Origin of the sequence: Pseudoalteromonas sp. PAB 2.2, assembly GCF_001938575.1 — a bacterium.
In the GTDB taxonomy this organism is placed as follows: Bacteria; Pseudomonadota; Gammaproteobacteria; order Enterobacterales; family Alteromonadaceae; genus Pseudoalteromonas; species Pseudoalteromonas lipolytica.
In genome coordinates this window covers 21,268-45,797 of record NZ_LYPI01000008.1, presented here as the reverse complement: position 1 = coordinate 45,797, position 24,530 = coordinate 21,268, and the positions used below count along the sequence as shown (strand labels likewise).

The 24,530-nt window shown below is 41.0% G+C and carries 22 protein-coding genes; 15 read left to right on the top strand and 7 right to left on the bottom strand.

Going from position 1 to position 24,530, the window contains the following annotated elements; all coding sequences use genetic code 11:
* Positions 1 to 21: 21 nt before the first annotated feature.
* The 3 genes from mfd to BWD47_RS04260 are packed head-to-tail and all read left to right on the top strand — an operon-like array spanning position 22 to position 4,603.
* Positions 22 to 3,495, top strand: coding sequence for a transcription-repair coupling factor (mfd, locus tag BWD47_RS04270; RefSeq protein ID WP_075593486.1), 3,474 nt, complete (start codon positions 22 to 24; stop codon positions 3,493 to 3,495).
* Positions 3,495 to 4,328: a peptidoglycan binding protein CsiV gene (locus tag BWD47_RS04265; RefSeq protein WP_075593485.1), complete on the top strand. Its 834-nt coding sequence runs from the start codon at positions 3,495 to 3,497 to the stop codon at positions 4,326 to 4,328. The genes mfd and BWD47_RS04265 overlap by 1 nt, the downstream gene beginning before the upstream one ends.
* An 11-nt stretch (positions 4,329 to 4,339) precedes the next feature.
* Positions 4,340 to 4,603, top strand: coding sequence for a lipoprotein (locus BWD47_RS04260; RefSeq protein WP_036967891.1), 264 nt, complete (start codon positions 4,340 to 4,342; stop codon positions 4,601 to 4,603).
* 26 nt (positions 4,604 to 4,629) lie between these two features.
* On the opposite strand, the gene BWD47_RS04255 is transcribed toward BWD47_RS04260, so the two are convergent.
* The 3 genes from BWD47_RS04255 to BWD47_RS04245 all read right to left on the bottom strand — a co-directional run bounded on the left by BWD47_RS04255 (position 4,630) and on the right by BWD47_RS04245 (position 9,807).
* The gene (locus BWD47_RS04255; protein WP_075593484.1) at positions 4,630 to 5,997 is read right to left on the bottom strand and encodes a hypothetical protein; all 1,368 of its coding nucleotides are present in this window, start codon (positions 5,995 to 5,997) and stop codon (positions 4,630 to 4,632) included.
* A 108-nt stretch (positions 5,998 to 6,105) separates the two neighbouring features.
* Positions 6,106 to 8,808 (bottom strand): TonB-dependent receptor, encoded by a 2,703-nt coding sequence (locus tag BWD47_RS04250; RefSeq protein ID WP_075593483.1) that lies wholly within the window; start codon positions 8,806 to 8,808, stop codon positions 6,106 to 6,108.
* Between the two features lie 576 nt (positions 8,809 to 9,384).
* Complete coding sequence (locus tag BWD47_RS04245; RefSeq protein WP_083633632.1) at positions 9,385 to 9,807, bottom strand: hypothetical protein; 423 nt, start codon at positions 9,805 to 9,807, stop codon at positions 9,385 to 9,387.
* A gap of 343 nt (positions 9,808 to 10,150) precedes the next feature.
* On the opposite strand from BWD47_RS04245, the gene ccoN reads away from it, so the two are divergent.
* The 11 genes from ccoN to ttcA all read left to right on the top strand — a co-directional run bounded on the left by ccoN (position 10,151) and on the right by ttcA (position 20,079).
* Positions 10,151 to 11,584, top strand: coding sequence for a cytochrome-c oxidase, cbb3-type subunit I (gene ccoN / locus BWD47_RS04240; RefSeq protein ID WP_036967883.1), 1,434 nt, complete (start codon positions 10,151 to 10,153; stop codon positions 11,582 to 11,584).
* Between the two features lie 12 nt (positions 11,585 to 11,596).
* Positions 11,597 to 12,271 carry a cytochrome-c oxidase, cbb3-type subunit II gene (gene ccoO, locus BWD47_RS04235; protein WP_036967880.1) on the top strand — a complete coding sequence of 225 codons (675 nt, stop codon included), beginning with the start codon at positions 11,597 to 11,599 and terminating at the stop codon, positions 12,269 to 12,271.
* 5 nt (positions 12,272 to 12,276) lie between these two features.
* Positions 12,277 to 12,462 carry a cbb3-type cytochrome c oxidase subunit 3 gene (locus BWD47_RS04230; protein WP_010373992.1) on the top strand — a complete coding sequence of 62 codons (186 nt, stop codon included), beginning with the start codon at positions 12,277 to 12,279 and terminating at the stop codon, positions 12,460 to 12,462.
* Positions 12,459 to 13,424, top strand: a complete 966-nt coding sequence (gene ccoP, locus BWD47_RS04225; RefSeq protein WP_065978503.1) for a cytochrome-c oxidase, cbb3-type subunit III — start codon at positions 12,459 to 12,461, stop codon at positions 13,422 to 13,424. The genes BWD47_RS04230 and ccoP overlap by 4 nt, the downstream gene beginning before the upstream one ends.
* Positions 13,425 to 13,574: 150 nt before the next feature.
* Positions 13,575 to 14,066 (top strand): FixH family protein, encoded by a 492-nt coding sequence (locus BWD47_RS04220; RefSeq protein WP_036967874.1) that lies wholly within the window; start codon positions 13,575 to 13,577, stop codon positions 14,064 to 14,066.
* 9 nt (positions 14,067 to 14,075) lie between these two features.
* Entirely contained in the window at positions 14,076 to 16,451 is a 2,376-nt protein-coding gene (locus BWD47_RS04215; protein ID WP_075593482.1) for a heavy metal translocating P-type ATPase, read from the top strand.
* Positions 16,448 to 16,615 (top strand): cbb3-type cytochrome oxidase assembly protein CcoS, encoded by a 168-nt coding sequence (gene ccoS / locus BWD47_RS04210; RefSeq protein WP_036967866.1) that lies wholly within the window; start codon positions 16,448 to 16,450, stop codon positions 16,613 to 16,615. Before BWD47_RS04215 ends, ccoS begins: the two co-directional genes overlap by 4 nt.
* Positions 16,608 to 17,279, top strand: a complete 672-nt coding sequence (locus BWD47_RS04205) for a sulfite exporter TauE/SafE family protein (protein WP_036967863.1) — start codon at positions 16,608 to 16,610, stop codon at positions 17,277 to 17,279. Before ccoS ends, BWD47_RS04205 begins: the two co-directional genes overlap by 8 nt.
* Positions 17,280 to 17,317: 38 nt before the next feature.
* Positions 17,318 to 18,052, top strand: a complete 735-nt coding sequence (locus BWD47_RS04200; protein ID WP_036967860.1) for an FNR family transcription factor — start codon at positions 17,318 to 17,320, stop codon at positions 18,050 to 18,052.
* Between the two features lie 102 nt (positions 18,053 to 18,154).
* Positions 18,155 to 19,078, top strand: coding sequence for a universal stress protein UspE (gene uspE / locus BWD47_RS04195; protein ID WP_036967857.1), 924 nt, complete (start codon positions 18,155 to 18,157; stop codon positions 19,076 to 19,078).
* 95 nt (positions 19,079 to 19,173) lie between these two features.
* Positions 19,174 to 20,079 (top strand): tRNA 2-thiocytidine(32) synthetase TtcA, encoded by a 906-nt coding sequence (gene ttcA / locus BWD47_RS04190; RefSeq protein ID WP_065978506.1) that lies wholly within the window; start codon positions 19,174 to 19,176, stop codon positions 20,077 to 20,079.
* Between the two features lie 74 nt (positions 20,080 to 20,153).
* Here ttcA and BWD47_RS04185 read toward each other — a convergent pair whose 3' ends face one another.
* The 4 genes from BWD47_RS04185 to BWD47_RS04170 all read right to left on the bottom strand — a co-directional run bounded on the left by BWD47_RS04185 (position 20,154) and on the right by BWD47_RS04170 (position 23,002).
* The gene (locus BWD47_RS04185; protein ID WP_075593481.1) at positions 20,154 to 20,729 is read right to left on the bottom strand and encodes an NAD(P)H-dependent oxidoreductase; all 576 of its coding nucleotides are present in this window, start codon (positions 20,727 to 20,729) and stop codon (positions 20,154 to 20,156) included.
* A gap of 46 nt (positions 20,730 to 20,775) precedes the next feature.
* Positions 20,776 to 21,135, bottom strand: coding sequence for a MerR family transcriptional regulator (locus BWD47_RS04180; RefSeq protein ID WP_075593480.1), 360 nt, complete (start codon positions 21,133 to 21,135; stop codon positions 20,776 to 20,778).
* Positions 21,136 to 21,522: 387 nt separating this feature from the next.
* Positions 21,523 to 22,101: a DUF2987 domain-containing protein gene (locus BWD47_RS04175; protein ID WP_371915636.1), complete on the bottom strand. Its 579-nt coding sequence runs from the start codon at positions 22,099 to 22,101 to the stop codon at positions 21,523 to 21,525.
* Between the two features lie 82 nt (positions 22,102 to 22,183).
* Complete coding sequence (locus BWD47_RS04170) at positions 22,184 to 23,002, bottom strand: glucosaminidase domain-containing protein (RefSeq protein WP_075593478.1); 819 nt, start codon at positions 23,000 to 23,002, stop codon at positions 22,184 to 22,186.
* Between the two features lie 214 nt (positions 23,003 to 23,216).
* Between BWD47_RS04170 and BWD47_RS04165 the strand changes: the two genes are divergently transcribed.
* The gene (locus tag BWD47_RS04165; RefSeq protein ID WP_036967839.1) at positions 23,217 to 24,512 is read left to right on the top strand and encodes an anti-phage deoxyguanosine triphosphatase; all 1,296 of its coding nucleotides are present in this window, start codon (positions 23,217 to 23,219) and stop codon (positions 24,510 to 24,512) included.
* The last annotated feature ends 18 nt before the right edge of the window (positions 24,513 to 24,530 follow it).

Genomic DNA, 24,530 nt, shown 5'->3' with positions numbered 1-24,530 from the left:
CACAGTTTAAAGGAGTAGTAAATGGCGTTTGCGCAATGGGCAGCATTGCCTTGGGTAAAATCTGAGAAAGATAAAATTCATTGGGGACAACTAACCGGCAGCGGGCTGAGTATCGCAATAGCCGAAGGTGTGAAACAACATAACGAACTTGTTGTGATTGTCACCCCAGATACACCAAGCGCCCTTCGCCTTGAAACTGAACTCGAATTTTTATTACCTGAAAACCCAGTCATGGTCTTCCCTGACTGGGAAACGTTACCTTATGATCATTTTTCACCGCATCAGGATATTATCTCTGCGCGTCTTGCCACTCTTAACACCTTAAAAAAAGAACAACAAAGCGTGTTAATTGTGCCCGTGTCGACCTTGATGCTACGCACTGCTCCCGCGTCATTTATCTATGGTTCAACCCTTAATTTTACGGTGGGTGACACGCTAGATACTCACACCCTACGTGATAACCTTGAGCAAGCAGGCTACTTACATGTTCAACAAGTGATGGAGCATGGTGAATATGCAATACGTGGCTCAATTGTTGACTTATACCCGATGGGGAGTCCTCACCCATTCAGATTAGACTTTTTTGACGATGAACTAGACAGCATCCGCTTGTTTGACGTAGAAAGCCAACGTTCTGATGAAAAAGTCGATAAAATAGAGCTCTTACCGGCCCACGAATTCCCGACAAACGATGCAGATATAGAACGGTTTAGAATTAATTATCGTGAACAATTTGGTGCCAGCTCCGAGCAAGATTCTATCTACATGCAGGTAACCAAAGGCACTTGGCCTGCGGGGATTGAATATTACATGCCGCTGTTTTTCGATCAACTAGCGACAATTTTCGATTACCTTCCCAACAATACCACTTTCATGCACTTTGGTGATATTGAGCATGCCGCTGAGCAGTTTTGGCATGATGTAAATGTACGCTATGAAAACCGCCGTGTAGACCCTCTTAGACCGCTTCTTGAGCCTATAAAACTTTATCAAAGTGTCAATGAACTGTTTGGTGAGTTTGCACACTACGCGCGAATACGTTTATCACAGGCAAAGCTTGGTACGAAAGCAGGACACACAAATTTAGCCAGCAACGATTTACCCAATGTACGTATTGATCATAAATTGCATGAGCCGTATCAAGGCCTAATTGACTATGTTGCCAGTGAAAAAAAACAAAAAGGCCGTGTGCTACTGTCTGTAGAGTCTGACGGACGACGTGAATCGCTGCTGACACTGTTAAAACCAAGTGGTTTAAAGTTTAAAGAATTTAATTCATTCACCGACTTTACCCAAAGCTCTAGTGATGTGGGTTTAATCGTCTCGCCCCTTGAGCAAAGTGTGGTACTGGATGGTAAACCCCGTTTAACCATCATTACAGAGCAAGAGTTATTAGGTATTAAGGTGTCTCAGCGCAGACGCCGAAAACATAAATACGAAGCAAGCCAAGATGCATTAATTCGCAATCTGGCAGAACTGCGTCAAGGTCAACCAATTGTGCACCTTGATCACGGTGTGGGTCGTTATCAAGGTCTTGAAACCATTGATGCTGCGGGGGTGATTACCGAGTTTGTTACGATCATCTACGCAAACGAAGCCAAACTCTATGTGCCCGTTTCTGCACTTCATATGTTGAGCCGTTATTCAGGTGGAGAGGAAGCAAGTGCCCCACTTCATAAACTGGGTTCAGATGCATGGGAAAAAGCGAAAAAACGCGCCGCCGAAAAAGTACGCGATGTCGCTGCTGAGCTGTTAGATATTTACGCAAAACGCCAAGCTAAACCTGGCAATATGTTTAAGCTTGACGGCAGTGCTTATCGCCAATTTAGCGACAGCTTTCCATTTGAAGAAACAGACGACCAACGCAACGCCATCGAAGCTGTACTGGGCGATATGCAAAGTAAACAGGCTATGGACCGATTAGTGTGTGGTGATGTGGGTTTTGGTAAAACAGAAGTCGCCATGCGCGCTGCCTTTGTTGCCGTAAATGATAACAAGCAAGTCGCCGTGCTAGTCCCGACCACGTTACTTGCACAGCAACATTTTGAAAACTTTAAAGATCGCTTCGCTGATTTGCCAATAGAAGTCGGTGTTTTATCGCGTTTTAATTCGACAAAAGAGCAAAAAGAAACATTGGATAAAATGGCCGAAGGCAAGCTAGATATTGTCATAGGTACTCACAAATTAATTCAGCAAGACATTAAATTTAAAGACTTAGGCTTATTAATCGTTGATGAAGAACATCGCTTTGGTGTTCGTCAAAAAGAAAAAATAAAAGCACTGCGCGCCGATGTCGACATTTTAACCCTCACCGCCACCCCGATTCCGCGTACACTGAATATGGCAATGAGCGGCATGCGCGACTTATCGATTATCGCCACACCACCGGCTAAACGATTGGCTGTTAAAACCTTTGTAAGACAACGTGATGCTGAGCTCATTCGCGAAGCTATTCTGCGTGAAATTAAGCGCGGCGGCCAAGTTTATTTCTTACACAATAATGTTGAAACTATCGACCGTGTTGCTGAAGAAATTACTGAGTGGGTACCAGAAGCAAGCGTTACCACTGCACACGGCCAAATGCGTGAACGCGAGCTTGAGCAAATCATGAGTGATTTTTATCACCAAAAATACAATGTGATTGTGTGTACAACAATCATTGAAACCGGCATTGATGTTCCGACTGCAAATACCATCATAATGGATAGAGCCGACAAGCTTGGCCTAGCTCAGCTGCATCAGCTTCGCGGCCGCGTTGGTCGAAGTCACCACCAAGCGTACGCGTATTTATTAACAGGCAATCCAAAGTCATTAACCAAAGATGCAGTAAAACGCCTTGAGGCCATCGAGTCTTTAGAAGATTTAGGCGCAGGCTTTGCGTTAGCGACGCATGATTTAGAAATTCGTGGCGCGGGTGAGCTACTCGGTGATGATCAATCAGGGCAAATGCAGAGCATCGGTTTTAGCCTTTATATGGAAATGCTTGAGCAAGCCGTTAACGCACTAAAAGAAGGCAAAGAGCCAACACTGGAGAACCTGCTAGGTCAACAGACTGAGGTTGATTTAAAACTGCCAGCCTTATTACCGGATGATTATATTCATGATGTAAATGCACGCTTAGGAATCTATAAACGCATCGCAAGCTGTGCTAATCTCAATGACATGGACGAGCTACAGGTCGAGTTAATAGACCGATTTGGTTTACTCCCAGATGCCACGAAAAACTTATTTAGTTTGCAACAACTGAAATTGCAAGCCAGCAATATTGGCATCAAAAAGATTGAAGCAAACCCGAAAGGCGGCTATTTTGAGTTTAGCCAGCATACAAAGGTTAACCCTAGCTTCATTATAGGTTTGATACAAAGTGCTCCGCATATATATAAAATGGACGGCGCAAATAAATTGCGTTTTGCGATCAGCGAGGCGAACCCTCGTGAACGCTTGAAAATGGTCACTGCAATGATTGCAGATTTCGAAAAAAAGGTTAGCCATTAATGTTGTTTAGAAATAGTTTTATTTTACTTTGTTGCTTATTTACAAGCTCATCGTTTGCAGCACGCTGGTTCGAAATAGAAGTGCTTATTTATAAACAACGTCCTGCGCCCTACTTACAAGAAGATTTCTCGTTAAAACATGATGAAATCAATGCAAAACGTTCGAAAGACTTATTATCACCTGTCTACAAAGCGCACGCTAAACAAGCTTGTATTAACGGTGATAGTCGTTTTCGTTCACAGTCATTTACTGATGAATTGATTAATTCAAACCCATATTCGAATGTCTGTGACGACAGCGTTGATTTTTTAGCAAGCTACAACGAATTACCAGTCTCTCCCCCTGTCGAACCACGTGAAGACACCGACGAAATTTATTTAATGGCGCCTGATCAACTGCAATTTACTGAACAGAAAAACCAGCTTGATAGAAAAGGTTTAACACCGTTATTACACACCGGTTGGCGTTTTCCTGAAATGAGTGAATCACGCGCTCAAAGTATTCGGTTATTTGCAGGCAAACATTTAGCAGCAAGTTCACCTGCTATTGAACCAGATAACAATGACTTTATTAGCCTAGTAACTCCATCAGAGCAATATATTCCAGAGAGTTTGCAACAAACGCCTGATTGGGAATTAGATGGTTTAATGAAAATTTACGTTCGTCATTACCTTTTTATAAATGCTGATTTTGATATTAGTCAGCGTTTAGAAACCGGTGATTATGAAAAAGCCCGCTTTTCACAATTTAAGCGTGTGATCAGCAACGAAATACATTATTTCGATCATCCTCGTATGGGCATGATCGTGCAAATAAGACGCTACAACCATTAATGGAATCTATTATGAAAAAATACATGGCAATTGCTGCTGCCGCTGCAGTGTTAACATTAGCAGGCTGCTCTAAAGTAAACCTTGAGAACTATGAAAAAATAAAAATCGGTATGGATAAAGCAGAAGTTGAAGCTATCTTAGGCTCGGCTGATAAGTGCGAAGAGAAAACACTGCATACGAACTGTATCTGGGGTGATAATGATAAAAATATCGAAATCACTTTAGTTTCAGATAAAGTATCGCTTTATAGTAAAACAGGTTTAGACGCTAAATAATCCTGTAAGGGTGGCATATAGCCACCCTACTCACTCTTATCTAATTGACTGTGGATCAGCTCTATATTAATAATTTTGCTGCGATTTAACGTAATTTTGTAGCGTTCATACCTAGTTTCGTGCTCATTTTCTGAAAAAACTAACACCAAATTTAATTGGTAACGCCTCTCAACTGCCTGCTTTGATATTTTATTACTGTCGAGATGATAGAGTTTTCCCTCACCACGTTTTAAGTAACGCGCAAACGGCGCTAAGCTAAAGCTGACAGTTTGTTGCAACGTATCATACCCGGGCAAAAACTCTTTTGCATTGACGTGTGTTTCACTGGCAAAGTGTAACCATTGTGCTGCTTGTTTGTTTTGATGGCGACGCTTAGAAAATATCTGACGCACTTTTTTTGGGATCCGCTTTAACGAGGTGTATTCGAGCCAGATGTACTGACTGGCGATCCTGTCTTTTGTAATACTGTTCTTAAACTGAAAACGCCATTTCGGCCGGCCTCTCACAATGGCACGCCAAATAACACGGGTTATATCTTCTTTAAATATTTCACGCAGCCCGTAGATCACCCCTAAAATCAAAATTAATGTCGCTGTTACTTCAGTAAAGGTTGAGCGTGCATTAAGTACAACCAGCATCACAAAAGCCATTATAACGGCAGTGACAGTGCCTTTAACCATTCGCTTTAGATAACTATTAAGATGACGTGTGGTGCGATTTAAGATAACGCCATGCTCAATTAAGCGTTGTAATAAACGCATTTTATTTGTAATGCGGTTTGCATCTTCAAGGGTTGATTGCGAATTATACTCTTGTTCTTCTCGGTAGCTGTTTTCTGCTTTACAGAAATCGAGCAACTCACCACGCTCTTTTGCAAAATCGCTACTGCGCGGCCCTTCGTCTAATAACTTTAAAAATGATTGTTCAACATGCCAGCTTAAATAGTTATCGGCATTTTTATAAAATGGCAGCAACTTTTCATCATCTGGGGTATAACGACGTAGTTTTTTAAGTAACCCTTCAGTTTGCTCACACAACTCCATCGCCGCTGGATAAAACTCGTCAGCTTCGTTATGTTTTAGGGTGTCTTTAATATCTGCATTGAGTGCTAGACGAACCTGATAACAATATAAATTTAGGTTTTGCCTATAATCTTGTTGCTCACCTTTGTTTTTACTCACAAACCGACTTCGCACCAGTGGCAAGTGAATATTGTTCGCATTGTAAGCTAGGTGCGACTTAAAGTGGTTGTTAAAGTACGCTTCTTCACTGAGTGTTTGCGGGTTGACACTCATTTCATTTGGAATAGAAAAATACAGATCGAGACGCTGCTCTGCGCGGGGACTTAGCTCAGGTTCGATAATAAAAGATAGGTTTTCGTCTTGTTTAAGCAATATCACCTCGTTGTTTACTTTTACACTGTAAGTTTACGCCGAGATAGCTTTTCAGACAATAAAAAAGGCCCAGTAAAAACCGGACCTTAATAATCATTTCAAACTAGATTAGAACTTAACGTTCACACCAGCGTGGAAACGACGACCTAGTACATCGTATGTGTACGGGTCAGTGTTTGAGTCATTGTTACCTGTGTAGTAAGGTGGCTCTTTATCGAACAAGTTATTAACACCTGCAGATAGAGTCACTGTATCAGATAGTAAGTATGAACCACTGATGTCATGATAAACAACTGATGGTGTTGTAGGTGCTAAACAGCTTGATGGATCACTTTTACATAGGTAGCTATCCATTCCTGCGATATAACGTGCCTTGTATGTTGCATCCCAGCTTTCGCCACGTGCTGATAATGTAAAGTTAGACTTGATATCAGCGTAGCCACCAGAACCAGAAGTGATAAGACCCGCGTAATCAGTCGTATCATCAAGTACTGTTACAACGTACTCGTCTAGGTAAGTAGTATCTAGACCCGCTTTCCAGTTAAGACCTGCAGCTTCAAAGCTGTAAGTTAGGTTTAAGTCGATACCAGAAGTCTTCTCAGAACCAATGTTTTGTAATTGGTTGTTGAATTTAACACGACCCGTGCTATCCATGCTGATATTCGCTGATTGACATAGCACTGTATTAGCATTGTCAGACGTTGCTAAACACTGATCAACAATGTATTGCTCATTAACTGACGCAATCGCATTCTCAATTTCAATTTTGTAGTAATCAAGTGTCATGCTGAAGCCTTCAAACCACTCTGGCTCGTACACGATACCAGCAGTGAACGTATCAGCTTCTTCTGGAGTAAGTAGAGAGTTACCACCAACAGTTACTTCAGCTTGGTCCTGAGCACCCGGGAAAGTGATCTGTTCAAACGATGGTGAGTTACCTGAGTAAAGCTCTGATACAGTTGGTGCACGGAACGCAGTTGACACAACGCTACGTAGCATTAATTCATCGTTTGCTTTCCATGTTAAACCTAGTTTCCATGTTTCATCTGAACCGAATGTGCTGTAATCAAACGCACGGATTGCTGCGCTTAGTTCAACATTTTGTGCAAATGGTGCATCAGCTAGTAGTGGTAATGCAAATTCAATATATGCTTCATTTACATCAAAACCGCCTGCTGTCGGCTCAACCATAGGGTCATTTGCAAGACCTTGTGCTGTTAGAGAGTCTGGTGTGTACCATGCTTTCTCTTGACGGCGCTCAACACCTGCAGCGAATGCAGCATAACCTGCTGGCATTTCAAACATTTCACCAGATACTGATGCTGCTAGGATGAATAATTGGCTACCACCATTGTTTACTTCTGTGTAAACATTTTTACGGAAATCTTCAGATACCCATGCTGCTTGGTCTAATGGGTTAAAAGTACCCGCAGTAATTTGATCTTGGATAGCACCCATGTTGTGAAGGTTGCTTAGCTTATCTACAGAGTCGTTACGACCGAAGTTAGCAGATACATCCCATGAGTAGTCGCCTACAAAACCTTGTGCACCAACAACAGCACGAACTGTATCTACAGACTGTTCGAAGAAACGAGCACCGGTGTCAGACATACGACGACCGTAAGAGATCTTGTCGCCATATTTGTAGTTCATTTCTTGAGTCACGTAGCTGCCATCAGCATTTTTATCTAAGTAACCGTCACCATCTAGATCAACACGTTGATCATAGCTTTGGCTAAGAAGTGAATTACCCATGTTTTCAGTGTATTCAAAGTCAAACCATACTGGCTGTGGTGCCATTTGTTGCTCTGACCAACGCTTCGTGTAAGTGAACTCAGTGAATAGAGATGTATTATCTGATAATTCATAAGTTGCTAAACCAGTCAGGTTTAAACGCTCCATTGGCGTATAAAGGTAGCTTGCTGGTGAGTAGTTATATGCATCAGCATTGCCATAACGGTGATATTCACCACCACGGCCCGTTACACCGCTGTCGTCGATAAGAGATACTGGTGTATCTTCACCTTTAGCATTAACCGTTAGACCTTTCTCACCGTTACCATTCCAGATGTGACCACCTTCGTTGTAAGATGAACCAGTACAGTAAAGACCATTGCTGCCTTCAGCTAGTGGACACTCAGAGAAGCTACGGTCAGCTTGAGATGCTTTACCACGGTCAGTGTACTGCATACCGATTACGATATTACCTTTATCGAATGATGTACCAACAGTGAAGTCAACTGAGTTTTCTGTTGCATCGCCTTCGCCAGTGATCGCAGTATTTGCGTTCATGTCTAGGCCTTCAAAATCATCTTTAAGAATGATGTTAACAACACCTGCTACCGCATCAGTACCATAAACTGCAGAAGCACCATCTTTAAGCACTTCAACTGATTTAATCATTGATACAGGAATTGTGTTTAAGTCAACAGTAGAAGCTGCACCAGTACCCGATGCAATCATACGGCGACCGTTAACAAGAACCAATGTACGGCTGCTACCTAGACCACGTAAATCGATACGTGCATTACCACCAGAACCATTGTTGATACCTGGGTTAGTCATCGCACCGCCAGTGGCAGTCATTTTTTGTAGTACGCTATCGATGCTTGTTGCACCCATCGCTTTAATATCGTCTGCGCCGATAATTGTTACTGGGCTTGCGTTTTCCATGTCAGAACGCTTAATGCGAGAACCCGTAACTTGAATTTTTTCAATAGACTCTGCTGCATTATCAGCAGCTAATACTTGCATGCTTGAGAACATTGGGATTGCTGAAACAACAGCTAAACCAAGAATTGATTTTTTCATGTGAAACCCTACTTGTTGGAAATTTACCTTTAGTTAGGTAGCGCTCGTTATTATTAGAATCACGAGTCAGCGGAGGGCAACTTAGGCGCAGTTAACTGAACAAAAACTGAATGTTAGATTAAATAAAAAACACCCCAAAAATTACGTACCCATTTAAGGTAATAAGGTTTCACTATGTATCAATGTTAACAATAAAAAACCAATACAAAACAAACAGGTACAAAATGTTTAAAACAAAAAAAACACGATTGAAATCAATTACACACACTTTGTAATCAAGTGTAACTGTGATGGATATTTGTCTTTAAATGAAAATTTTACAAGTTGATCACACAACGTTATAAAAACCGTAATAGGTCAATATGTCTGCTAACCATAGTTATTCACAAAAAATAACTAAATTGGCAAAGTTAGCTTTTAAACAAGGTATTAGAGGATGGTTTTTGTATTTTGTTCACACGGATTAAATTTCCATGCAAAAAAGCAGTGAGAGCGTGTTATTCAAGATAAGTGGCAAACGTAAAAAGCTATTACCTATTATAAGGCAATGAGGAGGCTGTTAATGCTCAACCTTATTTACACAGCATGGCGAGAGTCAAAGTAATAAAAAACACTCTGTTGACGGTTTTGCGTATCGGTAAAAACGACTGTCATTTTCCAAGTCATCACAGGTTCGGAGCACACTCCTACCATCGTCTGGGCCGACCAATAACTGCCTTTTTGGGTAAACTGTAAAGGGATATACCCCATATACATCGTAACCCCTTCTAGTTTTGCCGAAACGTTATACGCATTTGGAGGTAATTTAAGGTTAATTGAAAAGGGAGTTTCTGGGCTAATGACTGAATTGGGCAACCAAATTTCCACACCGTTCGCAAACTGACAATGTGTATTTTTTTCGCACGTTGCACTTGTCTGTGGCTCATCTATACTTTGCCTGTCACAAGCAACTATGAAAACACTCAAAAACAAAATGTAGCTGGTTATTGTAGTTCGCACTCAACTTACCTGTATAAAATAAAAGCGGATACTAGTCCGCTCGTCTATGAAAAACAACTAGGCTAAGTAGAATAAGTTAATAAAAATACAATGACTGACAAAAAATAACCAACAAAGCGGGAAAATTTGATTGATGTCATAATTTTATGCAATTGACCTATCTTTTTAAGGTCAAAAATTTTATCATTTCCATCGCAAAATAAGGGTTTCTCGAGTTTGTTTTCTGAAGCTATCATCTACAGCTAGCTTTGGGTAACACGCTTGTGAAGTAATAGTAGGCCCCACTTATTACTAAGTGGGTAATTCATTTCTAAAACGCATTAATTGCAGCGGAAGCCAGAAAATGAGCCAAACAGTAGCATCACAAACTGAGTACAATTATAAAGTTGTACGCCAATTCGCTATTATGACAGTGATTTGGGGCATCGTTGGCATGAGTGTTGGGGTTCTGATTGCTGCCCAATTAGCTTGGCCAGCACTTAACTTTGATACACCATGGTTAACTTACTCTCGACTACGTCCGTTACATACGAACGCAGTAATTTTCGCATTTGGTACAAGTGCACTTTTTGCGACGTCTTATTACGTCGTACAACGTACGTGTCAAACGCGTCTTTTCTCAGATAAACTAGCGGCCTTTACCTTTTGGGGTTGGCAACTTGTTATCGTACTTGCCGCGATTACCTTACCGTTAGGTATCACGAGCTCAAAAGAATACGCAGAACTTGAATGGCCAATTGATATTCTTATCGCGGTAGTTTGGGTAACCTACGCCGTTGTATTCTTTGGTACGCTAATCAAACGTAAAGTATCGCACATTTATGTTGCAAACTGGTTCTATGCTGGTTTCATTATCACTGTTGCCGTATTACACATTGTAAACAGCATGGCAATTCCAGTGTCACTCACTAAATCATACTCTATTTATGCGGGTGCAGTAGATGCGATGGTTCAGTGGTGGTACGGTCATAACGCTGTTGGCTTCTTATTAACTGCTGGTTTCTTAGGTATGATGTACTACTTCGTACCAAAACAAGCAGGTCGCCCTGTATATTCTTACCGTCTATCGGTTGTTCACTTCTGGGCGCTTGTTTCTTTATACATCTGGGCAGGTCCTCACCACCTTCACTACACTGCGCTTCCAGACTGGACGCAAAGCTTAGGTATGGTTATGTCAGTTATCTTATTCGTCCCATCATGGGGTGGTATGATTAACGGTATCATGACGTTATCAGGTGCATGGCACAAACTTCGTACTGACCCAGTACTTCGCTTCTTAGTTGTTTCACTGTCTTTCTACGGTATGTCTACGTTTGAAGGTCCAATGATGGCTATTAAGTCTGTTAATGCACTTTCACATTACACAGACTGGACAGTAGGTCACGTTCACTCAGGTGCGCTAGGTTGGGTTGCGATGATTTCAATCGGTGCAATTTATCACTTAATCCCTGCACTATTCTCTCAGGGTCGTATGTACAGTGTTAAACTGGTTAATACACACTTCTGGTTACACACTGTAGGGGTTGTTCTATACATCGTAGCAATGTGGATTTCAGGTGTAATGCAAGGTCTTATGTGGCGTGCAGTAAACTCAGACGGTACGTTAATGTACAGCTTTGTACAATCACTAGAAGCATCGTATCCGTTCTACATCATGCGTTTCCTTGGCGGTGTATTCATCGTGACGGGCATGCTAATTATGGCTTACAACGTTTACCGTACAATTGCTGCGAAGAAAGATTCGCTTCAATTAGACGCTGACGCACAATTAGCATAACGGAGTAGGATGATGAGCAATAATAATTCACAAAACAAACATGAAATAGTCGAAAAAAATGTTGGCCTTATGGCTATCTTGACTGTCTTTGCGATCAGCTTCGGTGCACTTGTAGAAATTACACCGTTGATGTTCCAAGATGATACGACTAAGCCTGTTGATGGCCTACGTCCTCTTACAGCTTTAGAAATGGAAGGTCGTGATATTTATGTACGTGAAGGTTGTTACAACTGTCACTCACAAATGATTCGCCCTTTCCGTGACGAGGTTGAGCGTTATGGTCACTACTCTGTTGCTGGTGAATCAGTATGGGATCACCCATTCCAATGGGGTTCTAAACGTACTGGTCCAGACCTAGCACGTGTTGGTGAGCGTTACTCAGACGATTGGCATCATGCGCATTTAATGGACCCACGTGCTGTGGTTCCAGAATCAAATATGCCAGCGTTTCCTTGGTTAGACGAAAACAGAGTCGATACGACCCATACTCTTAAAAAGCTTCAAATATTCCGTGATAGCTTCGGAATTGATAAAGCAAGCACCCGTTACGACGGTAAAGGTTATGGAAGCGATGAAGAGTTACAAGCTGACATTGCGAAAATTGAAGCCATGAACAATGGTGAAGGCGCAACTGAGATGCAAGCTCTAATTGCTTACTTACAACAGCTTGGCACACACTTGAAGTAATTATTATGGATTACGGAACATACAGAGGCATTTTAACTCTGGTAATTTTGGTACTGTTTATTGTGATTGTTGTATGGGCATATAGTAAGCGTAGCAAACGTCGTTTTGATGACGCAGCTAATGCCATATTTGAAGATGAAAAAAAACACAACAACACAATCTCTAACGAGGAAAAGGAGTCTGAGAAATGACTAGCTTTTGGAGTATATGGGTTATTGTATTAACCCTTGCGTGTCTTGCTATCATCTTCGGCCTACTTCTGTGGAACTTAAAAAACTACACAGGTGTTAAAGAAGGCGAAAGCTGTGGTCACGAATTTGATGGCATTGAAGAGCTGAATAACCCACTACCAAAATGGTGGACTTACATGTTCTTTGCAACATTCGTTTGGTCAGTTTATTACTTAGCTGCTTACCCGGGTTTAGGTAACTGGGAAGGTTTAGGTAAATGGACAAGTTCAAACCAAGGTATTACGTCTTTAGAAGAGTCTAAAAAGGCTACTGAAGAAGCGTTAGCCAATGGTGTAAACGTTCAATTAGACCAAGAGTTTATTGCAGCAGATGAGCGTTTTGGCCCAATCTTTGAGTCGTTCGCGAAACAAGACATTGAATCACTTGTAAAAGATGAAAAAGCGCTTGAGATTGGTCAACGTTTATTCTCTCAAAACTGTGCTCAATGCCATGGTTCAGATGCGCGTGGTGGTCAAGGCTTCCCTAACCTAACGGATAACGATTGGTTATACGGTGGTTCACCAGACAAAATTAAAGAAACGCTTCTTTACGGCCGTGTTGCAGCAATGCCACCTTGGGGTGATGCACTTGGCGAGCAAGGCATTAAAGAAATGACTGCTCACGTACTGAGCCTTTCGGGTCGTACAGTTAACCAAAAAGACGCTGAAGCTGGTGCTGCTAAATTTGCAATGTGTGCTGCGTGTCACGGTGCTGACGGCAAAGGTTCGGTTGCTCACAACTTACCGTTTGGTGCGCCTAACCTAACCGACAATATCTGGTTATACGGTGGTTCTAAACGTGCTGTTGAAGAAACACTGAGAAATGGTCGTGCAGGTGTGATGCCAGCATGGAAAGACATTCTTGGTGAAGACAAAGTACATCTTTTAACAGCGTACGTTTACAGTCTGTCACAAGAAAAATAACTGCGCGGTTAATAAAATGTATATACAATTAATCTTTTAATTCAATAGATTAATTAAGATCAAAAAAGCCTCCATCTGGAGGCTTTTTTTTAGTCTTTTGCTTTTAGATCCGATAAAATGCGTACAACGTTTTTTGAGGTAGTAAGTACTATGAATCCCACTCCTTGGTATAAAAATTTCTGGCCATGGTTTTTAATCTCTTTTCCACTTGCCGCTATCATCGGTTGTGCGGGTCTTATCTATATGGCAATAGGCAACGGACCTGACATGGTTGTTGATGATTATTATAAAAAAGGAAAAGCAATCAATTTAGAGCTTAGTAAATTTAATAAAGCCAAAGCGCTTTATTTACATGGTGATTTAAACGTTGCTGATGACAAAGTCACGTTTGTTTTTACTAAAGGTGATGCCAGTAATGTTCATTCTTTAAAAATGTCATTTTATCATCGCACCATTAAAGCTAACGACTTTGATGTAAGCTTGATGAAAAATGCTCATGGTGACTTTACAGCCCTGCTCGATGCTCATGTTGATGGTGCGTATACCGTATTTATTGAACCTGTCGATAACAGTTGGAAACTAAAAGAAGACATTATTCTTCCAACAGCTAAAACAATTTCGATTAGCCCTGAATATAAGTAGTTAACGCTCATGTCTGATAATTGCTTTCATTGTCTTGAAAGTGTGCCAAAAGGCTTTAATGCAACTGTCGTAATAGATGGGAAGGCACAGCCTATGTGTTGTATTGGCTGCCAAACAGTGGCCGAGAATATCGTTGCCCAAGGCATGACCGATTACTATAAGTTTAGAACTGTTCGCTCTGGGAAAGTTGAAAGACTTGTTCCAGAGCAATTAGAGCTTATAAAAAGTTACGATAACGAAGATATTCAAGATGAGTTTATTGCCACCTCCCAAGAGTTATCTGAGGTTTTACTGACCGTTGAAGGGATTACCTGTGCCGCCTGTGCTTGGCTTATTGAAAAGCAGCTACTTAATTTGTCAGCCATCAGACGCGTAGATGTAAATACCTCAACAAATCGTGCCATGATCCAGTGGGATAAATCAGTCACCCCACTGAGTAAAATAATTACTGCATTACATGAAATAGGTTACAAAGCCTACCCCTTTCAAGCCGACTTAGAAGCCAGCCAAAAGCAACAAGCTGCAAAGGCCTATATTCGCCGCTTAGGTGTCGCCGGCCTGATGACTATGCAGGTAATGATGTTTGCTTTTGCAATGTACTTTGGCATGTTTTCTGGCATGGAAGAAAATTTTGAACAATACTTTCGCTGGATAAGCCTCGTACTTGCTTCGCCGGTTATTCTTTACAGTGCATTACCCTTCTTAACGAATGCAATTAATGGATTAAGAGCAAAACAGCTGAATATGGACTTACCCGTCTCTTTGGCTATTTTTGGCGCGTATGGCGCAAGTTGTTATGCAACCATAATGTCGGTTGGCGAAGTGTATTTTGAATCAATCTGTATGTTTACCTTTCTATTATTGTTGGGTAAGTATTTAGAGTTCAGAGCACGATTAAAAGCCAGCGAATTCACAGCAAACCTACAAAAACTACTCCCGCTTACCGCACGCATTATTGATAACACCCATCAAGAATCAATCATTGCCGCTAAAAAACTCAAACTGGGCGACGTGGTACTTATAAAAGCTGGTGAAACAATCCCCGCTGACGGGATAGTTATTAAAGGTAAAACAACGGTCGATGAAGCGATGATGACAGGCGAGCATCAACCCGTTAATAAATTTGTTAATCATCAAGTATTTGCTGGCACCATTAACCACGATGGCGTGATCAGCATTGAGATTAATAAAATTGGCCAAAACACCCTTATTAATCAAATTATAAAATTGCAACATACAGCCCTAACTAAGCGTCCACGACTTGTTGAGATAACGGATAAAGTGGCACAATGGTTTGTCGCATGCTTATTGCTTTTTGCCTCAATCACCGCTATTGGCTGGTATCAAGTTGATCCTGAACATGCATTTTGGATCACCATTTCTGTATTGGTTGCAACCTGCCCGTGTGCGCTCAGCTTAGCGATTCCTACGGCACTCACTTGCGCCGTGGCAAGCTTAACTAAACGCGGTATATTAATAAAACAAGCCCACGTCTTAGAGACACTCCCTCAACTAAGTGATATCGCCTTTGATAAAACAGGCACACTCACACAAGGTCGTTTTACAATTGAGCGCATTGAGTTAATAGATAATACGTACTCAGAAGCTGAAGCATTAACTCTTGCTGCTCAGCTAGAGAGCTTTTCCGAGCACCCGATTGCCAATGCCTTTGCAGGGTTTAACAATAGCGTCAATCCGTTCGAAAATGTCACTATTGAACCAGGCAAAGGTATCACTGCTAACCTTAATAATGAGCACTTTGCGATTGGTAAAAGTGGCTGGTTTGAAACCGATAAAGCAGACGCCCAAGCCACTTTATATGTAAACAAACAGATTGTTGCACGCTTCTACCTATCGGATAGTTTGCGTAATAATGCCGATAAACTCATTAAAAACCTTCATGCGCAACACATAAAGTGCCATATGTTAACTGGGGATGCCTCAAACAGTGGGGAGCGATTGGCTAAACAACTAAATCTCGACACTGTTCACGCTGGCTGCAGCCCACAAGATAAGCAAACGCATGTTGATGCCCTTGCAAGTAAAGGTGCTGTGGTTGCTATGGTTGGAGACGGCGTTAATGACAGTCCAGTTTTTGCAAGTGCACACTTATCAATTGCGATGGAAACTGGGGCAGATATTTCCAAAAACAGTGCCGATGTGGTATTACTCAATAGTGATTTAAGCGCCATTGAGCATCTGCTTAGCGTCTCGAAAAAAACGCGCAGAATTGTGAAACAAAACTTGGCGTTATCACTTATTTACAATGGTTCGATTTTACCTTTAGCAGCATTGGGGCTCGTTGCGCCTTGGATGGCTGTTATTGGCATGTCTGCAAGCTCCATTTTGGTTATTACCAACTCATTAAGGTTATTAAAACTATGAGTATCATTTACATGTTAATCCCGATTGCGATTTTGTTTGTAATAATCGCTATTGGTGTATTTTTTTGGGCTGTAAAAAGTGAACAATTCTCAGATTTAAATAAACAGGGCCACAGTATCCTGTTTGAAGATGACAAAGAGCAGCACAACAAAAGTAATGATTGATCCCCTTTTCATTAGTGCATTTGTTATGGGGTTACTTGGCAGTGGCCATTGCTTAGCGATGTGTGGTGGCATTGCAAGTAGCTTACAGCTTGCCGCCGACAAAAATCGTGCTGTGAGCTTTTCTGTTGCCTACAATGTAGGGCGCGCGCTGAGTTATATGTTAGCGGGTGCTTTAGTCGCGGGTATCAGCAGTCGCTTTGCAGCACAGAACACCAGTATCGCCCTCGCTTTATCATTTTTGAGTGGCATTTTTATGCTACTTGTAGGCATCTATATTATGCGTTTGGCTGCCACATTACAGTGGTTAGAAAAACTTGGAAAAACGCTCGTGTGGCAACATTTAGCAAAATTAAATCGCTATTTATTGCCGGTTAATACAACCCCTAAAGCCCTGCTTTATGGTGCGCTTTGGGGTTGGCTGCCGTGTGGATTAGTGTACTCTGCACTGACATGGGCCCTGACGAGCCCTTCTGCGCTTCATGGTGCAGGGGTTATGCTATTTTTTGCCCTAGGCACATTTCCAGCGATGGTCAGTGTTGGCCTCGCAAGTCAAAAAATAAACGTTTTTTTAAACCATGTTTGGACTAGGGTTATTCTAGGAAGCGTAATAATATGGTACGGTGTATACTTATTAATTATAGCAACTGACAGGCTCGTTCATTAACCTTACGAGTTGTTAACTTATTAGAATGGATTTGATGTATGGACTTTTCACAAAACAAGTCAAAAGGCTTATGCACTATTAGCTGTAATAATTGCAGTATTAGTCAGCTGTGTTTACCATTTTCGCTTAACGGCCAAGAAATGGATCGTCTTGATGAGATTATCGAGCGTAAAAAGCCTCTTCACAAAGGCGACTTTTTATTTGAGTCGGGTGAAAAGCTAAATGCAATTTATGCAGTTCGCTCAGGTTCATTTAAGTCTTATACGCTTTCGGAGCAAGGTGATGAGCAAATCACAGGCTTTCATTTAGCCGGTGATCTCGTTGGCTTTGATGCTATCAATAAAATGTCTCATCAAAGTTTTTCGCAAGCGCTTGAAACATCAATGGTATGCGAAATTCCATTCGATACATTAGATGAATTGGCAGGTAAACTACCAAAGTTACGCCAACAAATTATGCGCTTGATGAGTAACGAAATTAATTACGACCAAGAAATGTTGTTACTGCTTAATAAGAAATCAGCAGAAGAGCGTTTAGCCAGCTTTATTTACAACCTTGCAGAACGATTTGGTGAACGTGGTTTTTCGCGTAAAGAGTTCCGTCTTACAATGACTCGTGGCGAAATAGGTAATTATCTTGGTTTAACTGTCGAGACAATTAGCCGCTTGCTAAGCCGCTTTCAAAAAGCCGACATTATCAAAGTTGAAGGTAAATTTATTACCATTTTAGATCAACAGGCGCTTGCTTCAACAGCCGCGATTAAATGTAAATAGAGTTTGATATAGCGCAACTTTCTATTGCTTGCCCCTTTAACTGCTCAGAATTTAGGTTACACTCAAGGTATACCTTTTTGCAGAACAGTTAAGGAGCAGCATATGGACGCAATAAAACGAATTTTAGCAGTAATAGATCCCACCAAGGAACAGCAGCATAGTTTAAGCCGCTCAATTGACCTAGCCAAAAAGTCAGGCGCAACCATCACTGCTTTTCTTAGTATTTATGACTTCTCCTACGAAATGACCACAATGCTTTCTTCTGATGAGCGTGAAGCCATGCGCGAAGCTGTCATCAAAGACCGTCAAGTCTGGTTAAATGAACAAATCGCCCTTTACCCTGAATTATCAATTGATAGTTGTGTTGTTTGGCACAATCGCCCTTACGAAGCCATTATTAATACGGTGATCAATGACGGTTATGATCTTGTGGTTAAAGGCACACATCAGCATGACACCCTTAAATCAGTGATTTTTACACCGACTGATTGGCACCTCATTCGTAAGTGCCCTGCACCGGTGTTATTAGTTAAAGAAAAAGAGTGGCCTGCACATGGCAACATACTCGCAGCAGTAAATGCAGTCAGTGAAAATGAGCAACACCTTGCGCTGAACAAACGTATTATCAATGATGCACGCTTTATTTGTGACCTTGCTAATGCGCAGCTTAATTTAGTGAATGCCTACCCTGCTACACCGGTAAATATTGCTATCGAAATTCCTGAGTTTAACCCGGGTGTATACAACGAATCGGTTAAAAAGCATCATTTTGAATCAACCTTAGAACTAGCAAAAAGTTTTCAAATTGATGAAGCACAATGCCACATTGAAGAAGGTCTTCCTGAAGATGTGATCCCTGATGTTGCTGCAAAACTTAACAGCGAGCTTGTGGTTATTGGCACTGTAGGCCGCACCGGTTTAAGTGCTGCATTGGTTGGTAATACAGCTGAGCATGTAATTGATAGCCTAGATTGCGACGTATTGGCTCTAAAACCAGATGGCTACGTGAGCCCTTTAGCAAAATAATTCTCATCGTTGCGGGAAACAAATAATTGTTGTTTACCCGCGCTTCAAATATAATACGCCCCTTTATTTTACCCATGTATTTATAAGGGGGCGTAGTGTCTCACTCAGCAGAAGCTAAAGCGCAATATAACTTTAATAAGTTACAAAAACGCTTACGTCGATTAACCGGCCAAGCCGTTATGGATTTTAATATGATCGAAGATGGCGATCGTATCATGGTCTGTTTATCAGGCGGCAAAGACAGCTACACCCTATTAGATACATTACAGCATCTACAACGTGTCGCACCGGTTAAGTTTGATTTGTTCGCCATTAACTTAGACCAAAAGCAACCAGGGTTTCCTGAGCACGTTTTACCCGAATACTTAGATAAACTCGGTATTGAATACAAAATAGTTGAAGAAGACACCTACAGCATTGTTACCGATATTATTCCTGAAGGTAAAACAACCTGTTCGCTGTGCTCACGCCTTCGTCGCGGTATTTTATACCGTACAGCGAAAGAAATGGGCGCGACTAAAATTGCCCTTGGTCACCACCGCGATGATATGATAGAGACGTTGTTCTTAAATATGTTCTACGGCGGTAAATTAAAAAGTATGCCCGCTAAATTAATGAGCGATAACGGCGAGCATATGGTGATTCGCCCACTGGCATATTGTAAAGAAGTCGATATCGAAAAATACGCAGAGCGTATGGAATTCCCTATTATTCCATGTAACTTATGTGGCTCTCAGGAAAACTTGCAGCGTAAACACACAAAAGCCATGCTTGCTGAGTGGAATAAACAGCATCCGGGTCGTATTGAAAGCATTTTCACGGCAATGCAAAACGTCGTGCCGTCGCACTTAGCTGATAAAGACTTATTCAATTTTAAAGACCTGCAAACAGGTGATGTAATTGATGGTGGCGATATCGCCCTTGATAAGCCAGATATCCCAAAACAGCCTGCGCTTGATGACGAGCACATTAGTGACGTTGTGACAATTAACCTAAGCTAATGGTTTAAAAAAACATTCAACTAATTATTAGGAGAGCAAAGAAGCTCTCCTTTTTATTTTTGGTAAAAAATTATCTAACTAACTTTCGCTCCTAATCGAGCTGCTTTCTCAAGCCAGACTTTTCTTTTATTGCTACTGGAATTTATAACTGGCCCAAAATATGTAGTGGTTTTATTTTTAATGCCAGAAAAGTCCAAAATACAATGTTTAAAGTTCTTATAGATAACATTCCCTTGAATGTATTTATACCAAAAAGCTGGGGTATCTAACGTTATTAATAACTCTGATGTACGTCCTTTTAATAACTTTTTCGGTATTGATTTACCTTCGACATATTTAAACGAAAACCCCGGTAAAAAAACTCTATCAATCGCCCCTTTAAACTTAGCAGGCATGGTTCCCCACCAAACAGGACTAACAATCACAATATGCTCAGACCACAGAATCTTCTCTTGGAGATCTGCTAAACAAGGCTCTAAATCAATCACTTTGTCATAGCTTTCGGCTAAATTGATTTCGAAATTTAAGTCACCGATATTCACGTGCTTAACGTCATGTTTTTTTATGGCAACTGCTGCATACTGTTCCGCTAAAGATTTACACAGGCTGGTTAGTTTGGGGTTAGCATTGATTACTAATATTCTTTTCATACACTGACATATCCATTTAGAGTGAGGACACAGTGTAAACTCTCACCTAAGGGTAAGAGTCAAGTTCTTGAATACACTTATCAATTGAAATTCGGTAATTTTTAATGCGCTCTCTTTGAAGTTCAAGCTCCTTTATCTTTTCTTCGACTGCAGCTTGCTTTTGAATAAGGCAATGGCTGACAGCCTGCCAATCAAAATCCTCGTTTTCTCCCTTCAAAGCAACCATATCTGACAGTGCAACTCCCAGAGTTTGAGCCTCTTTTATTAATTTGATTAAATAAATATTCTCTTGATTATAAACTCGATACTTTCCAACCCTAGAAACAGTCAATAATCCCACTGATCCATAGAGCCTTATTGCTCTTTGTGTTGCCCCATACAGTTTAGATACCTCATTGAGATACATTCGAACGTCCTTATCCACCAAATCAATTTATGTGACATGCTTTGTTTGTATTTAAGAGATAGTGTTAGATATAGATTTTTCAGATTAATAACCTTGTGCTTAATTAAGTGGTCTATTTTGAGGCAATAAAACCGCGTTGATAACAAGGCAAAAATTTAGTTATTTAGTTGTTCTCGGCAATTGCTCCTGCATTGCTCTACCTCCTGCATCCATGCAGTCGTAAATCAGAAATTTTTAACGTAGGTAGCGACTGGTTTAATCACTCAAAATGATTAAGTATTTTTGCAAAATGGTATAAATCATTAAAGCGTAATTTAAAGCAACAAAAAAGGACCTGTAAAGATCCTTTTTTGTATAATAAGCTATGCTATCAAAAAGATGACTCAGCTATTTTACAATCCACGGCATTGCACTAATAAGATTTGCACTGCTATTAAGCAGAGTCTTATCATCTTGCCACTCATCAGTGATTTTAATCGTGCAGCGGTTTTCTTTACAGCTAACCCCCTCACCCGACATATTTGCAGGAGCGTCAAATTTAAGTACGACTCCTTGTTGCTCAGGTAATAAAAACCACATTAGTTTGCTAACAAAAAAGCCCGATAAATCAGATAAAAGCTCATCAAACTCTTGGTTAAGCTCAAATAAATTCGCTTTTGTTAGTGCAAAGTTACTAAGCTCTGTTGCTTCAATTTGCAGCTTTAATTGGCAATCATGCTGAGGGTTTTTAGGCTGTACGACAATCACAGCTTTATCCGTGTCTAACTGCTTATCAAAAGGCAATAACAGCTGTGCATTGTCGGTGTACGTTAAATCGAACTCTTGTTTTTCGGTCAGAATTTTACCTGACTTAATCGTACATACTTCGTTAGTGGCAATATCACTTAAATAAAAGTTAACTTGTGCGTACTGAAACTCCCCCTTGTTTACGACTTTTAAACGGTCGTAAAAACCGTCATATGCAATCACAAACTCACTGGCAGTTGCTTTAAAGCTCGTAACGCTTAATGCACTGATCACACCCACCACTTTTAACAATAAAAAGATTTTATTCATCAAAATATGCTCTGTTCTGATTAATCATCGTGTTTAATTCTTCTATGTATGCTTCACGTCGCTCAGAATACGATAACAACCCTTGGGTTAGTTTTGTCGCTTCAATCGGTTTTTGTTGGCGACGTAAATCTGCGCGGATTGTGCGTAAATCTTTATACGCCGCATGGGTATTAATATTCTTAAAGTAAGAGCTTACAGCAGCACGAACAGATTTGAATGCCGTCACTTCATGAGCCGCCTCATTTGCACGACGTCGTGGTACCATGCCACAGCCTTTGTTATAACACCATTGGCCAAAAAAGTTTAAGCCAATACGCGCAAAACGCGATGTTCCCCATGCTGACTCATTCGCCGCCTGCATTAAGGCAAGTTCTTTTGGAATGATATCAACACGACGCAGTGCTTGTGTCAAAGACAATACATCAATACTTGTTGGTAATTTATAACTGGTAAGAATTTTCTTAATATCAGACAGCTGCTTACTCGTCAGAGGCTCATTATATTCTAGCATCATACGTGCAATTTCTAAGCTGGCACGCTGCTGTAGAATTTTCTTGTTTTCAGCTTCAACATGGGGACGAATAAAATCAAAAAACGCCTGTTTCTTTTCTTTTACATCAGTAAAGCCCGCAAAGTCAGGCAGCTTTACATTATGTAATGGCTTTTCTTTTTTAATTACTCGCTGTTTACCCTGTTGAGTTGCCTCGGTTTGGTCGGCCTCCTCCACTGCAACATCTTGATCCATGAAAGGCGATAATAACGCCCATGCAAAAAAAGCGGTAAGTAAACCTCGAAAAACGTACTTAAGCATGTATTCTCTCAAATAAACTACAACTCATGTGCGGTAAAGCCACGCACACATAAAGGCGGATTATATCAAAGAGCTAATTTTTTCGCGAATATCAGCGTATTTTTTTGCCCTAACTCAACATGACTTGCTGCGAATCACGTCCAATTTACTCGCAATTTTCAAGTGCTTGCGTATACTAAAGGGCAACTGAGCGAATAATTATAAGGTTCTATTTATGTGCCAGTCTTGGCAAGCGCGTATCATTGATCAGCAAAAATATCGCCCAAACGACAACCGCACTGCCTGGCAGGTTGACCGCTCTCGTATAATTCACGCGGCAGCATTTAGACGTTTACAAGCTAAAACTCAAATAATGGGCATTGGCCTAAACGATTTTTATCGTACTCGCCTCACCCATTCTCTTGAAGTCGCACAAATAGGCAGTGGTCTACTGCGCCACCTTAAAAAACAACACCCAAATTTTAGCCATTTCCCCAGTGGTAGCTTACTTGAAACCTTGTGCCTTGCTCATGATATTGGGCACCCTCCTTTTGGTCATGGTGGTGAAATAGCCCTTAATTACATGATGCGTGAACACGGTGGTTTTGAAGGAAATGCGCAAACCCTAAGAATTGTTTCTAAGCTTGAGCCATACAGCAATGGCTATGGTATGAACCTAACACGCCGCACTTTGCTTGGTTTTATAAAATACCCCGCTTTTATTGATGACTTATGGCACACCATTCCACCGCTCTCTGAGCAGCGCAGCTTTATTAAAGCTGATCACTGGCGTCCTGCAAAAGGCTTATACAAAGACGACAAAGATGTGTTTGATTGGATTGTCGCGCCACTATCAAAAAACGATCAGCACATTTTAAGTCGCCATTATAACGTTGATGAATTCAGAGCAAAAACACACTATAAATCGATTGACTCTGCCATCATGGAGCTCGCCGATGATATAGCTTATGCTGTTCATGACCTGGAAGATGCTATCGCCACAGAAGTACTCACATTAGCTGATTGGCAAAACCATGCATTAACGCAGTTACAAGCACTAAACTCACCATGGTTAACAACGCATTTAAGCTCTATTACGGCGCGCCTTTTTTCACACCATGAATATGAGCGAAAAGATGCCATCGGTGAGCTTGTTAATACTTTTATAATTCACGCCAATTTAGTGGTGCAAAATGCTGATTTCGAATCAGAAATTTTGCAATACACGGTTAGTTTACCCGACGAATTTGCAAGCATTCTTAATGTGTTAAAACACTTTGTATTTAAACGTTTAATTCGTGAACCGAAAATGCAGCAAGTTGAATTTAAAGGGCAAAATTTACTCATTGAACTGTTCAGTGCGTTTGCAAGTGATCCAATGCGTTTACTACCAGAAACCACCCAAGAAATGTGGCTAAATGCACACCAACAAGGTGATAATGCAATGCGTATTATCTGCGATTACTTATCGGGGATGAGTGACGAATACGCATATAAAACCTATCAACGCCTATTTTTACCCTCTGCTTAAGGACTTTGAAGAGGGTAA